Raw genomic sequence first — 12,469 nt, 5'->3', positions numbered from 1 at the left:
AGGCGGCGACCATACTGGTCGCCGCCTTTTTTCTTCCTGCCCATGATCCGCTTCCCCAGCCTTGCCCCCCTCGATGCGCCCCTGCTGGTCGGCTACAGCGGCGGGCTGGATTCGACCGTCCTGCTGCATTGGCTGCTGCAGTCCGCGCAGGCGTGGGGGTTCACGCTGAGGGCGGTTCACGTCCATCACGGACTGCAGGCAGCGGCTGATGACTGGGCGGTGCATTGCCAACGCCAGTGCGATGCCTTGGGCGTGGCGATGAGCGTGCGCCGGGTAGAGGTGGATCTTTCTTCCGGCATCGGCATGGAAGCGGCAGCACGCCAGGCACGGCGCGATGCCTTCGCAGCGGAACTACGCGCTGGCGAGACGCTGGCCCTGGCGCAGCACCAGGATGACCAAGCCGAAACCTTCCTGCTGCGCGCGCTGCGCGGTTCCGGCGTGGATGGGCTGGCGGCGATGTCGCCCGTGTCGGCGCTGGGTACACATCGGCTGTGGCGACCGCTGCTGCAGACGCCGCGCTCGGCGTTGTTGAGCTACGCGCAGCAACACGGACTGAAGTGGATCGAGGACCCCAGCAACAGCGACGATGGCCCCGATCGCAACTTCGTGCGGCTGCACGTGCTGCCGCTGTTGCGCGAGCGGTGGCCGCACGCTGCCGCCGCGCTGGCCGCGAGCGCCGCCCACTGCGGTCAGCTGCGCGACATGCTGGACGAAGAAGACGACGAGCTGCTGCAGCATGTGCAGGCCGCCGCGCGCGTGGTGTCGGTGGAGCGCCTGCAGCAGGTATCACCGCCCCGCCGTGCCCGCGTGCTGCGTCGCTGGGTATCGACCCAGGGCGCTGCCGCCCTGCCCGCGCGCGTGCTTGCGCAGCTGGAAAACGAAGTGCTGCCGGCCGGGCCTGACCGCGAGGCACAGGTGCGCTGGCAACAGCACAGCATCCGCCAATGGCGCGGCCACTGGTACCTGTTGCCGGCCGAGCTGCCGCAACTGCCTGCCGGATGGCAGGTCACCTGGGATGGCCGCGCACCGCTGGCCCTGCCCGACGGCGGCCAACTGCAACTGCAGGGTGCGGCGGCATTCGATGCGCCGATGCAGGTGACGGGCCGGCAAGGCGGCGAACGCATCCAGCTGCCCGGCCGCCGCCACCAGCATGCGCTGAAGGACTGCCTGCAGCGTGAGCACCTGGCCCCATGGCGACGCCGCCAGCTGCCGCTGCTCTTCGCCGCCGATGGCCAGTTGCAGGCCGCCGCCGACGTGGTGCTGTCCGCGCCGCTGCAGGCTTGGCTGCAGCAGCACGATGCCCAGTTGCACTGGCGTCCTGGCGGCTGGTGAATTGACCCCTGCGCGCGGGCCGTCCACACTTGTCGCATGGCTAAGAAAACCCCCGAAAATGCGTCCCCGGTAGCCCAGTTCGAGCAGTCGCTCGAATCCTTGGAGCAGCTCGTCGAGCAGATGGAAACCGGAGAGCTCAGCCTGGAAGCGTCGCTCAGCGCCTACGAACGCGGCGTCGGTCTGTACCGCCAGTGCCAGCAGGCGCTGGAACAGGCCGAACTGCGCGTGCGCCTGCTCACCGATCCGGCCCAGCCGGAAAACGCCGAGCCCTTCGACCCGCCGTCCCATGACGGTTGAAGCGATGTTCGCGCGCCTGCGCGATCGCATCGAAAGCCAGCTCGACGCCGCCCTGCCCTCGGCCACCGACGCCCCGCATCGGCTGCACCAGGCCATGCGCCATTCGGTGCTGGGCGGCGGTAAGCGCATGCGTCCCCTGCTGGTGTACGCGGCTGGCGACGTGTTCGGCACCGACCCGCACCAGTTGGATGCCCCGGCGATGGCGGTGGAATTGATCCACGCCTATTCGCTGGTGCACGACGACCTGCCGGCGATGGACGACGACGCCCTGCGCCGTGGCAAGCCGACCACCCACATCGCGTTCGACGAAGCCACGGCCATTCTTGCCGGGGATGCGTTGCAGACCCGCGCCTTCAGCCTGCTGGCCGAGGCGGCACTGCCGGCGGAACTCCGCGTTGCCTGCCTGCAGGCGCTGGCTCACGCCTCCGGCGCGGCCGGCATGTGCGGCGGTCAGGCACTGGATATCGATGCCACCGGCCAACTGCAGTCGCTGGACGCACTGACCCGCATGCATGCGCTGAAGACCGGTGCGCTGATCCGCGCTGCCGTTCGCATGGGCGCGTTGTGCGGCCACGCCCCGGCAACCGATCTGGCCCGTCTGGACCAGTTCGCCGATGCGCTTGGTCTGGCCTTCCAGGTGCGCGATGACATCCTGGACGTGGAAGCCAGCTCCGAGCAGCTGGGCAAGACCGCCGGCAAAGACGTAGCGCAGGACAAATCCACCTTCCCCGCCCTGCTGGGAATGGACGGCGCCAAGGCCAGGCTGGCCGAACTGAGCACAGTGATGGACGACGCCCTGGCCCACTACGGCGAAGAAGCCAACGCCCTGCGCGCCCTCGGCCGCTTGGCTATAGAACGCAATCACTAGCCGGTAGTGACGGCCGCTGGCCGTCAACCTTCGATACTGACGCCCGCTGGTCGTCACGCTTCACCGCCCGGTCCATAATCGCCCACACCCCCTGCCAGTATCGCCCTAGCGAAAGGACGCCTAGACCATGCTGAGCCAGCACTTCCTGTTCTTCTTCGCCATGCTTGGCGCGTTCATGGGGCTCGGCCTGGCCAGCTTTCTCTGGTGGCGTGCCAAGGGCGAACCCACCCAGCGCTGGCTGTCCCTGCTGGTGCTGGCGGTCGGCGTGCGCACCGGCAAATCCGTGGTCTTCCACTTCTGGCCCGACATCCCGCGCATCGCCCTGCAGCTCGGCCTCACCGCCTGTTTCCTGATCGGGCCCTGCCTGTACTTCCTTATCCGCTCCACCCAGGGCAACACGCCCGGCGCCAGCCGCGTGGACCGCTGGCATATCACCGCGCTGGTCATCATCATCCTGGCGGTGAACCTGTTCCTGCCCTACGCAGGCAACGATCTGCTGTGGCGAAACCTCATCACCCCCGGCATCAATTACGCCTGGCTGGCCTACCTGCTGCTGACCACCGTCGAGGTCTACCGCCACCGCCCGCGTCTGGCACGAAGCACGTCAGGCCCGCTGCTGCTGGGCGCGCTGGCCGGTATCTGGTTGATCTGGACCGCCTACTACACCGCCGGCTACACCTCCTACATCGTCGGCGCGCTGTGCTTCACCTTCGTGCTGGTGTCCAGCGTGCTGGTCTACCTGCGGCTGCGCTCCGGGAAGGCCGCCATCGAGCCCTACCAGGACCGCCGCATCCCGACCGACGAGGCCGCCACCCAGTTGCAGGCGCTGGCCGAATTGATGGCCCGCGAGCGCCTTCATCTGGATCCCGGCCTCACCCTGCCGCGCCTGGCCCGTCGCATGGGCGTGCCGCAGACCCGGCTGTCGCAGCTGCTCAACGCCGACAACCAGACCTCGTTCAAGCAGTACCTGGCGCAGCTGCGGGTGGCCGAAGCCAAGTCGTTGCTGCTGCAGGTGCCGATGAAGCCGCTGGAGATCGTGGCAACCGAAGCCGGCTTCCAGTCGATGTCGACCTTCCACAGCGCGTTCAAGAAGCACGAGGGCATCACCCCCGCCGCCTTCCGCAGTCGCCGCACGGACTCCGGAAATGCATTCCAGCACTCCTGAAACACGACGCAACATATTGATCTGAAAGGGATGAACTAACGTGCGGACTCCTTCCCGTGAGTCCGCACCATGTACACATCCCGCTTCATCCGCCCCCTGCTGATGCTGCTGGCCGCCTGCCTGGGCGCGGTCTACACAGTCCAGGCGGCCACCCCGCAGCGCATTCTGTTCGTCCTTTCCAGCAGCAAAGTCCACGGCAGCTCGGCGCTGCCGGCCAGCGTCAGCTTCGGCGAGGTCGTCCACGCATGGGATGTCTTCCACGAAGCCGGGTATGCCGTGGACTTCGTCTCGCCCGATGGCGGGGCCGTGCCGATCCTGGATTCCTACGTCAGCGACGATGTGGCCGCGCGCCAGCAGGACCCGCGCATCATGACCGGGCTGCGCAACACCACCACGCCCGCACAGGTTGATCCGTCGCTCTATCGCGCCGTGTACTACGTCGGCGGCAGCAACGCCATGTACGGCGTTGCCGAAAACCCGCAACTGCAGCGCATCGCCGTGCATGTCTACGAGCGCAACGGTGGGGTGGTGTCGGCCGTCTGCCACGGCACCGCCGGCATCGTGGACCTGACCCTCAGCGGCGGCCAGCGCCTGCTCGCCGGCAAACGCATCACCGGCTATCCGGAACAGCACGAACAGCAGGACGCGGCCTACTTCAAGCAGTTCCCGTTCCTGATCGGCCAGACGGTCGCCGCACGCGGCGGCACCTTCAGCGCGATCGACAGCGAACAGCCGTACATCCAGGTCGATGGGCGGGTGGTCACCGGCCAGAACTACGCCTCGGCCGCGCCGGTGGCCAAGGCCGTGGTGGAGGTGCTGCGCGGTGGTCGCGCCGAGGTGGAGAAGGTCATGCAGAAGGTCGTGCAGGCGTTCGAAGCCGGTGACGCCAACCGGATGTTCGAGGTCCTGCGACGCGACGGCGTCGTGCTCGGCTACTCGGCCGGGCAGCGCCGCGTGGTCACCCAGAGCGCCGAGGAATGGGCCACCGGCTTTACCGGCGTGGCCGCTGACGAAGACCAGCGCTACCGCCGCTACGAAATCCTCGACGTCAGCGAAAACGCCGCCGTGGTGAAGCTGATCCTCGATTACCCCCGCTGGAAAGGGCAGGACTATCTGGCGCTCTCCCGCATCGACGGTAACTGGATCGTCGTCTCCAAATCCTGGTCAGGCCAGGTTAAATCCTGATTCGTTGAACCAACGCGCGTCGCCACACACCCACCATCGAGAATCCCCATGAAGACCCTGATCCGATCCGTTGCACTCGCAGGCAGCCTGCTCCTGCTGCTCCCCACCTACGTCATGGCACAGGCCAGTGACCGTGATGCCGTCGACGAGGTCATGCAGACCTTCATGCGTGCCTACACCACGGCTGACAACGCACGCGCCAAACAGGTCTTCCGCAGCGACGGGGTGATGATCGGCTACTCGGCCGCCCGCGGCAGCGGCCTGGTCACGCGTACCGGAGAGCAGTTCGCCGAAGGCTTCAACGGCAAACCGGCGGCCAACGAAGCCCAGCGAAAGCGCAGCTACGAAATCGTCGACATCGCGCAAAACCTGGCTGCCGTCAGAGTGACGCTGGACTATCCCGGCTGGGATGGCGTGGACTACGTCGTGCTGCTGAAGACCGACGGCAAGTGGATGATCATGAGCAAATCGTGGACCGGACAGGCCAAGCCCTGACGGTTCGCGGGCAGGATGGAGTCCGCCGAGCGTGGCTCGGCGCTACAACGGCCGAGGCAGATCGGTAGCGCCGACCCACGGTCGGCGAGCGCAGCGGGCCGGACGACCACGCATACCGCCGAGCACGGCTCGGCGCTACAGCGGCCACGGCAGATCGGTAGCGCCGACCCACGGTCGGCAAGCGCAGCGGGCCGGACGACCACGCAGTCCGCCGAGCACGGCTCGGCGCTACAACGACCGAGGCAGTTCGGTAGCGCCGATCCACGGTCGGCGAGCGCAGCGGGCCGGACGACCACGCAATCCGCCGAGCACGGCTCGGCGCTACAACGACCGAGGCAGATCGGTAGCGCCGACCCACGGTCGGCGAGCGCAGCGGGCCGGACAACCACGCAGTCCGCCGAGCACCGCTCGGCGCTACAACGGCGTGGATGCCGTCAGCGGGTAACGTCCATCTTTGGCTTGGCTGCTGATCACCAGCTTGCCGCCCTTGCACGCATCCACGTTGGGATACACCACCTGCTGGCCGTTGCGGAACGCAACGCGCAGATCGTAGCGGCAACCGGTGTTGGCCACCGCGAGCCGGGTGGCCCCACCGCCGCCAGGCAGCAGGTCGATGTCGACCTGCCGGAAGCGGTCGGTACCGGCCGGTGCCACCGCGACACCCGTGACGCTGTCATGGGCGCGGTTGAGCAGTTCGAGATAGCGGATGCCCTCGCCTGCGTGCACAGTGGCTGCAGCGGAGAGAAGGGAAAGGACAGCGAATCGGATCATGGGCATGTCACGGGTTCCAGTAGGTGGCGGTGGGCCAGTCGCAGCGACGTGGCGGCGCGGTCCGGCCTCTGCATCACGCGCTGCACGCACTCGCCCCACAAGCGATCCGGGACCAATCGTCAGCCAGCGCGGACCAATCGCAGCCGGCCGCCACAGCGCTTCCGCCCGCTCCCCACCGGGCCTAGGATGGGCCAGCTCCGAACGTCGGGCGCACGGGATACCGCAATGAAGATCCGCCTCGGCACGTCCCGCATCGGATGGGTGCCCTACCTCGCCATCTGGACGGCGGTGGCCATCGTGTTCGCCCTGCAGAACGCACTCACCCGCTCGCTCAATGGCGAGGCCGCTGCCCTGTTCGATCACCTGCGCTGGTCGATGATCCAGTGGTACAGCTGGGCTGCGCTGGCGCCGTTGGTGTTCCGGCTGGCCGTGCGTTATCCCCTGCAGCCAGGGCGGCACCTGCTCGGACTGGGCCCACAACTCGTCGCCAGCCTCGCCGTCACCTTCATGGCGATGATCACCGGCGCACTGGTCTCCACGCTGTTCGAGCCCAGCGGCTTCGCAGATCAGCTGGGCTATTTCCTTGCCCAGCATTTCGCGGTGGGGATGCTGACCTACTGGGCCCTGTTTGCGATACAGCAGGCGATGCACTTCCATGCCGAGCAGGCGCAGCGCACGCTGGAGGCCAGTCAACTGGCCACCGATCTCGCGCAGTCACGACTGGTTGCTCTGAAATCCCAGCTGCAACCGCATTTCCTGTTCAACACGCTGCACGCCATCATTACCCTGCTTGACGAAGACAAGGTATCGGCCGAAGACATGCTGCTGCGGTTGAGCGAGCTGCTGCGCGCCTTCCTGGAGGACTACGACGGCCAGGAAATCACCCTGCGCCAGGAGCTGGAGCTGATCGAGCTGTATCTCGGCATCCAGCGCACGCGGTTCAAGGACCGGTTGCAGAGCCGCATCTACATCGCACCTGACACGCTGGACTGCGCCGTGCCCAGCCTGTTGTTGCAGCCCATCGTGGAGAACGCCGTGCGGCATGGCATCGGCAACCGTGTGGGCAGCGACACCATCGAGATCGAGAGCCGCCGCGAGGGGGACACGCTGTGCATCGAAGTGCGTAACCGCAACAGCACCCTGTCCACCGAACCGGAACCGTCCGCCGGCCACGGTATCGGCCTGTCCAACACGCGCCTGCGCCTGAAGGAGCTCTACGGCGCTGCCGCCGATGTGCGCTTGGACATGATCTGGCCAGAGGGCGTGGTCTGCCGCATCCGCGTGCCCTTCCGCGAGCTCGAAGGGCCGGATGAGGGACCCGAGTTCAGCGCCGGGCTCGCCCCCGCATGAGCATCGCCACGCTGGTGGTGGACGATGAACCCATCGCGCGGCATGCGATCGTCCGGTTGTTGCGCGATGATCCGCAGACCGAGATCGTGGGTGAGTGCGGCGACGGCGTGTCCGCAGTGAAAGCGATCCGCGAGCACTCGCCGGACCTGGTCTTCCTCGACATCCAGATGCCTGCCATCACCGGGCTGGACGTGGTCGCCACCATCGGCGCGGAGCGCATGCCCGCTACTGTGTTCGTTACCGCCTACGAGCAGTACGCGGTGAAGGCGTTCGAGGCGAACGCGGTGGACTATCTGGTCAAACCTTTCAGCCGCGAACGCTTTGCCGCCACGCTGCAGCGCGCGAAGGACCGCCTTTCCGCACGTACGGGCATGGGACCCGAGGCGTCGGCCCGCATCCTGCAGGCACTCGATGCGCTGCGTCCGCGTGAGGATTACCTGGAGCGGATTCCGCTACGCGTGGACGAGCACGTGGTGCTGGTGCCGGTGGATGACATCGTCTGGATCAAGGCGGACCGCAACGTCGTGCAGATCCACGTGGCCGACCGCATCCATGAACTGCGCGAGACCATGACCGCCCTCGCCGCCCGGCTGGATCCGCGGCACTTCGCGCGCGTGCACCGATCTGCCATCGTCAACGTACGGCGCGTGAAGTCCATCCACCCGTGGTTCAACGGTCACCACGTGGTGACGCTGGATACTGGGCAGCAGCTGCGCATGAGCCGTTATCAGAACGAGGCGTTCATGAGGCTGGTGTCGATGCGTGGGGAGCGGTGAGACACGGAGGGGAGCCGACTGGAGGGGAAGCCGACTGAAGTCGGCTCTACCTGTCGGCTCTACCGCGTTACGCAACTGGATGCGAGGATTGGTGGCGGAACTTCCGCGACAACCATTCACCCAAGTCATCGACCACGGTGAACGCGGCCGGGATGACGATCAGGCTGAGCAGCGTGGAGGTGATCAGTCCACCAATCACGGCGATCGCCATCGGTGCGCGGAAACTGGAGTCACCGGCAAACCCCAGCGCGATGGGCATCATGCCCGCGCCCATCGCCAAGGTGGTCATGATGATCGGCTGCGCACGCTTGCGGCAGGCATCCACCAAGGCGTCGTGCTGACTCATGCCGTGCTGGTCCTCGGCGATCACCGCGTAATCCACCAGCAGGATGGAGTTCTTGGTGGCGATGCCGATCAGCATCAACAGCCCGATCAGCGCTGGCAGGGACAGCATGTTCTGGGTGATCAACAGCGCACCAAAGGCACCGCCCGCGCATAGCGGCACCGCCGCCAGGATGGTGATCGGCATCAGCGCATGGTTGAACAGCAGCAACAGCACCATGTAGATGCAGACCAGGCCGGCCGCCATCGCCAGCATGAAGCCGATGAACAGCTCGACGAAGACTTCCGCATCGCCGGTGTTGAGGAAGCTCACGCCCGGCGGCAGCTGCTTGACGCTGGGCAGCGCCTGCACTTCGGTCATCACCTCGCCCAGCGGACGTCCGTTGAGTTCGGCGGTAAGGGTCACGTTGCGCTGGCGCTGGTAGCGCGAGATCTGCGACGGCCCACTGCCCTGCTGGATCTCGGCCACCGCCGCCAGCGGCACCGGACCGTTGCGGCCGGGCACCCGCAGCTGTCCGATCAACGCCGGATTGGCCAGCGTGGCCTCAGCGAAGCCCACCCGGATCGGGACCTGCCGGTCCGGCAGGTTGAGCTTGGCCAGCCGCTGTTCGTAATCACCGGCGGTCGCGATGCGCGCGGCCTCGGCGATATCAGCGGTCGCCACGCCCAGATCGGCTGCGCGGGCCGCATTGGGCACGATCTGCAGCTCCGGGCGCAGCAGCGACGCGGTGGACGACACGCTGCCCAGGCCCTGCAGACTCCGCAGGTCACGCTCCAGTGCGGTGGACGCATCCTGCAGCCGCTGCGGGTCGTCGCCGGACAGCACCAACTGCAGCAGGTTGCCGGGCTCGGAGCTGACATAGCTCACGCGCACGCCCGGCAGGTTGGCCAGCCGCTGGCGTGCGTCACGTTCGAGTTCCTGCTGGCCACGGTCGCGCGTATCGGCGGTGCCCCAGTCCAGCACCAGGGTGGCCTTGCGCGGCTCACCCACGCCCGTAGCACCCGGGTCGCCGAGGTCGAGCACGCTGCCTACCGCGGTGTACACCTGTTTGAGTTCCGGCATCCCGGTCAGCAGCGCGCGGGCGCGCTCGGCCACCGCGACGGTGTCCTGCAGCCGCGTGCCTGGCGGCAGTTCCAGGTTGAGGTTGCTGCGGCCCAGATCGGATTGCGGGATGAAGGTCGCCGGGATGAAAGGCACCAGCGCAAGCGATGCCACGAACAGCCCGGTGGCCAGCCACAACGTGCGGCCGCGATGACGCAACGCGGCGTCCACCCAGCCGAGGTACCAGACCATCAAACGGGAGTCGGGCTTCTCTTCGCCGTGCGGCTTGAGCAGGTAGGCGGCCATCATCGGCGTCAGCAGGCGCGCCACCAGCAACGAAAACAGCACCGCCGTGGCGGCCGTCCAGCCGAACTCGCGGAAGAACTTGCCGGCGATGCCAGGCATGAACGCCACGGGCACGAACACCGCGGCCAAGGTCAGCGAGGTCGCAATGACCGCGTTGCCGATTTCACCCGCGGCCTCGCGCGCCGCCTCCAGCGGCGGCTTGCCCATGCGCAGGTGGCGCACGATGTTCTCGATTTCCACGATCGCATCGTCCACCAGGATGCCGACCACCACCGACAGCGCCAGCAGCGTGATCATGTTCAACGTGAAGCCGAAGAAGTGCATGACCGCGAAGGTGGGAATGATGGACAGCGGCAACGCGAGTGCCGCCACCCACGTCGCACGCCAGTCGCGCAGGAACAGCCAGACCACCAGCAGGGCCAGCAGCGCGCCTTCCCACAGCATGGTCATCGACGAATCGTAGGAGCGGTGGGTCTCGTCGATGGCCGTGGTGACCAGTCGGAAATCGATCCCGGGATGCGCTGCCTTGATCTGGTCCAAGGCCGCATGTACGCCGGCCTCTACCTTGACCTCGCTGGAGCCGCGCGTGCGCGACATCGAAAATGCCACGACCTCACCGCCATCCAGCAGCGCCGCCTCGGTCGGATCCGCCGCCGCATCGGTGATCGTGGCTAGCGTCGACAGGCGTACCGCACGGCCATCCGGCAAGGCAATGGAGTAATCGCGCAGGGCCTGCGCATCGCCTACCGTGCCCAGCGTGCGGATGGTCTGCTGCGCCCCGGCGATTTCCGCCTTCCCGCCCGCACGCTCTACCTGGATCCGGGCCAACTGCTGCGATACATCGCCGGCGGTGATGCCCATCGCGATCAGCGCATTGGGATCCAGGTCCACGCGCACTTGCCGCTGTACGCCGCCCACGCGGGTCACCTGTGCCACGCCGGGTACGCCGTACATGGCGCGGGCGATGTCGCGGTCGACGAACCAGCTCGCCTCATCCGGCGTCATGTGCGGAGCAACCAGCGCATAGGTCATCAGCGAACCGCCGATGTCGACCTTGGAGATCACCGGCTCCTGGATGTCCTGCGGCAGATCCGTGCGGATGCGGGTGACGGCATCACGGGTATCGTCCAGCGCGGTGGCCAGGTCGGCCTCAAGCTGGAACTCGATGGTGGTGGTGCTGACGCCTTCGCTGACCGACGACATCACCCGCTTCACGTTGTTCACCATGGCGACCGAGTCTTCCACCTTGCGGGTGACTTCGGCTTCCAGCTGGCTCGGCGACGCACCGGGCTGGGTCACCGTCACGGTAGTCATCGGGAAGGCGATGTCCGGGAAGCGCGCCACCGGCAGCTGATAGAACCCCCACAGACCCGCCACGCACAACACGAAGAAGATCAGCAGCGCAGGCAGCGGGCGCTTGATCGCCCAGGCAGAGAAGTTCATCGTGCGGCCGCCTTCGCCGCGCTGACCACGCGCACGCGATCCCCCTCGCCGAGGAAGCCAGCGCCCTCCACCACCACCTTGTCACCCGCCTTCAGGCCGTGGAGGATCGCGGTGCGGCCTTCCACGGCCTGTCCGGTACCTACCCGCAGGCGCGCTGCCTGCTGCGTGTCGCTCACGCTGAAGACATAGCTGTGGCCATCACGCTGCACGATCGCCGCGGTCGGAATGGTCAGCACCTCGCCGTCGCCGGTGACGATGCGGCCTTCGACGAAGACGCCGGGCTTGAGGGGACCGGGCGTGGGCAGGTCGGCGTACAACGTGCCGGTGCGCGTCTGTGCATCCACCCCCGGAGTGACCGCACGGATGCGGCCGGTGACCACCTGCCCTGCATAAGGCAGCTCGATCGCATTGCCGACCGCCACATCGGCGAGCTGGTTTTCCGGCAGCTCAGCACGCCACTCCAACCGACCATCACGGATCAGGCGCAGCAGTTCGGTGCCGGCCGACACCACCTGGCCGGGCTGCACCAGCCGCTTGGAGATCAGTCCATCGGCCGGGGCACGCAGGTCGGCGAACTCGCGGCGCAGGCGGGCCGCATCGCGTGCGGCGCGTGCGGTCGCGGTCTGCGCTTCGGCATTGATGCGGCTGGCCCGCAGTTCATCCAGGCTGCTGGCACTGATGAGTTGCTGGGCAGCCAGCTTCTCGCTGCGATCGAAGTTCAGGCGGGCCAGTTCCTGCGCGGCCTGTGCCTGCTTGAGCGATGCGTCGGCCTGCGCCAGTTCGCTGTCCAGCGTGCGATGGTCCAGTTGCAGCAGTACCTGCCCCTTCTTTACCCACTGGCCGACATCCACCGGCAACGCGGTAACGCGCTGACCGCTGATCTCCACGCCCAACTGCATTTCCTCATACGCGGTGACCGGGCCGGACACCAGCACGGTGCGCGCCATCACCTGCTGCTCCGCCGTAGCCAGCGAAACCGGCAACGCCGAGGTTGCCGCCGCGGCCTCGGCAGTCGTGTCCTCCTTGCCAGCGCATGCGCTGAGCAGGATCGCGATCAGGAGCAGAGGGGTAACACGCACGAAGGGTGCACGCATGAG

Annotated in this window: 11 protein-coding genes; 8 read left to right on the top strand and 3 right to left on the bottom strand. The window is 67.1% G+C overall.

What is annotated here, in order from left to right; all coding sequences use genetic code 11:
* Positions 1 to 42 precede the first annotated feature (42 nt).
* The 6 genes from tilS (at position 43) to ABRP17_RS14690 (ending at position 5,342) form a co-directional block, all read left to right on the top strand.
* Complete coding sequence (gene tilS, locus ABRP17_RS14715) at positions 43 to 1,332, top strand: tRNA lysidine(34) synthetase TilS (protein WP_349985122.1); 1,290 nt, start codon at positions 43 to 45, stop codon at positions 1,330 to 1,332.
* A 36-nt stretch (positions 1,333 to 1,368) separates the two neighbouring features.
* Positions 1,369 to 1,629 carry an exodeoxyribonuclease VII small subunit gene (locus ABRP17_RS14710; protein WP_042612267.1) on the top strand — a complete coding sequence of 87 codons (261 nt, stop codon included), beginning with the start codon at positions 1,369 to 1,371 and terminating at the stop codon, positions 1,627 to 1,629.
* Positions 1,619 to 2,497 (top strand): farnesyl diphosphate synthase, encoded by an 879-nt coding sequence (locus ABRP17_RS14705; protein ID WP_349985123.1) that lies wholly within the window; start codon positions 1,619 to 1,621, stop codon positions 2,495 to 2,497. The genes ABRP17_RS14710 and ABRP17_RS14705 overlap by 11 nt, the downstream gene beginning before the upstream one ends.
* Before the next feature lie 127 nt (positions 2,498 to 2,624).
* Complete coding sequence (locus ABRP17_RS14700; protein WP_349985124.1) at positions 2,625 to 3,662, top strand: helix-turn-helix domain-containing protein; 1,038 nt, start codon at positions 2,625 to 2,627, stop codon at positions 3,660 to 3,662.
* Positions 3,663 to 3,731: 69 nt separating this feature from the next.
* Complete coding sequence (locus ABRP17_RS14695) at positions 3,732 to 4,847, top strand: nuclear transport factor 2 family protein (RefSeq protein ID WP_349985125.1); 1,116 nt, start codon at positions 3,732 to 3,734, stop codon at positions 4,845 to 4,847.
* Positions 4,848 to 4,895: 48 nt separating this feature from the next.
* On the top strand, positions 4,896 to 5,342 hold the full coding sequence (locus tag ABRP17_RS14690; protein WP_349985126.1) for a nuclear transport factor 2 family protein: 447 nt from the start codon (positions 4,896 to 4,898) through the stop codon (positions 5,340 to 5,342).
* Between the two features lie 414 nt (positions 5,343 to 5,756).
* Here the strand turns inward: ABRP17_RS14690 and ABRP17_RS14685 are convergent, their stop codons facing one another.
* Entirely contained in the window at positions 5,757 to 6,119 is a 363-nt protein-coding gene (locus ABRP17_RS14685) for a hypothetical protein (protein ID WP_349985127.1), read from the bottom strand.
* A 219-nt stretch (positions 6,120 to 6,338) separates the two neighbouring features.
* Here ABRP17_RS14685 and ABRP17_RS14680 point away from each other — a divergent pair, with 219 nt between their 5' ends.
* Both ABRP17_RS14680 and ABRP17_RS14675 read left to right on the top strand, forming a co-directional pair.
* Positions 6,339 to 7,463, top strand: a complete 1,125-nt coding sequence (locus tag ABRP17_RS14680; RefSeq protein WP_349985128.1) for a histidine kinase — start codon at positions 6,339 to 6,341, stop codon at positions 7,461 to 7,463.
* Positions 7,460 to 8,239, top strand: coding sequence for a LytTR family DNA-binding domain-containing protein (locus tag ABRP17_RS14675; RefSeq protein ID WP_192094473.1), 780 nt, complete (start codon positions 7,460 to 7,462; stop codon positions 8,237 to 8,239). Before ABRP17_RS14680 ends, ABRP17_RS14675 begins: the two co-directional genes overlap by 4 nt.
* Before the next feature lie 67 nt (positions 8,240 to 8,306).
* Here ABRP17_RS14675 and ABRP17_RS14670 read toward each other — a convergent pair whose 3' ends face one another.
* Together ABRP17_RS14670 and ABRP17_RS14665 are read right to left on the bottom strand one after the other, a co-directional pair.
* Complete coding sequence (locus ABRP17_RS14670) at positions 8,307 to 11,372, bottom strand: efflux RND transporter permease subunit (protein WP_349985129.1); 3,066 nt, start codon at positions 11,370 to 11,372, stop codon at positions 8,307 to 8,309.
* Positions 11,369 to 12,466, bottom strand: coding sequence for an efflux RND transporter periplasmic adaptor subunit (locus ABRP17_RS14665; RefSeq protein WP_349985130.1), 1,098 nt, complete (start codon positions 12,464 to 12,466; stop codon positions 11,369 to 11,371). Before ABRP17_RS14665 ends, ABRP17_RS14670 begins: the two co-directional genes overlap by 4 nt.
* Between the last annotated feature and the right edge of the window lie 3 nt (positions 12,467 to 12,469).

This window comes from Stenotrophomonas sp. WHRI 8082 (genome assembly GCF_040223995.2).
Taxonomy (GTDB): Bacteria; Pseudomonadota; Gammaproteobacteria; order Xanthomonadales; family Xanthomonadaceae; genus Stenotrophomonas.
Note: the sequence above shows the minus strand (reverse complement) of the source record. Positions and strands in the feature narration are given on the sequence as shown.

Coding starts and splice junctions, on each gene's coding strand:
- ABRP17_RS14665 (WP_349985130.1), bottom strand. CDS start 12,466: ATGCGTGCACCCTTCGTGCGTGTTACCCCTCTGCTCCTGATCGCGATC.
- ABRP17_RS14675 (WP_192094473.1), top strand. CDS start 7,460: ATGAGCATCGCCACGCTGGTGGTGGACGATGAACCCATCGCGCGGCAT.
- ABRP17_RS14710 (WP_042612267.1), top strand. CDS start 1,369: ATGGCTAAGAAAACCCCCGAAAATGCGTCCCCGGTAGCCCAGTTCGAG.
- ABRP17_RS14685 (WP_349985127.1), bottom strand. CDS start 6,119: ATGCCCATGATCCGATTCGCTGTCCTTTCCCTTCTCTCCGCTGCAGCC.
- ABRP17_RS14690 (WP_349985126.1), top strand. CDS start 4,896: ATGAAGACCCTGATCCGATCCGTTGCACTCGCAGGCAGCCTGCTCCTG.
- ABRP17_RS14680 (WP_349985128.1), top strand. CDS start 6,339: ATGAAGATCCGCCTCGGCACGTCCCGCATCGGATGGGTGCCCTACCTC.
- ABRP17_RS14670 (WP_349985129.1), bottom strand. CDS start 11,372: ATGAACTTCTCTGCCTGGGCGATCAAGCGCCCGCTGCCTGCGCTGCTG.
- ABRP17_RS14700 (WP_349985124.1), top strand. CDS start 2,625: ATGCTGAGCCAGCACTTCCTGTTCTTCTTCGCCATGCTTGGCGCGTTC.
- tilS (WP_349985122.1), top strand. CDS start 43: ATGATCCGCTTCCCCAGCCTTGCCCCCCTCGATGCGCCCCTGCTGGTC.
- ABRP17_RS14695 (WP_349985125.1), top strand. CDS start 3,732: ATGTACACATCCCGCTTCATCCGCCCCCTGCTGATGCTGCTGGCCGCC.
- ABRP17_RS14705 (WP_349985123.1), top strand. CDS start 1,619: ATGACGGTTGAAGCGATGTTCGCGCGCCTGCGCGATCGCATCGAAAGC.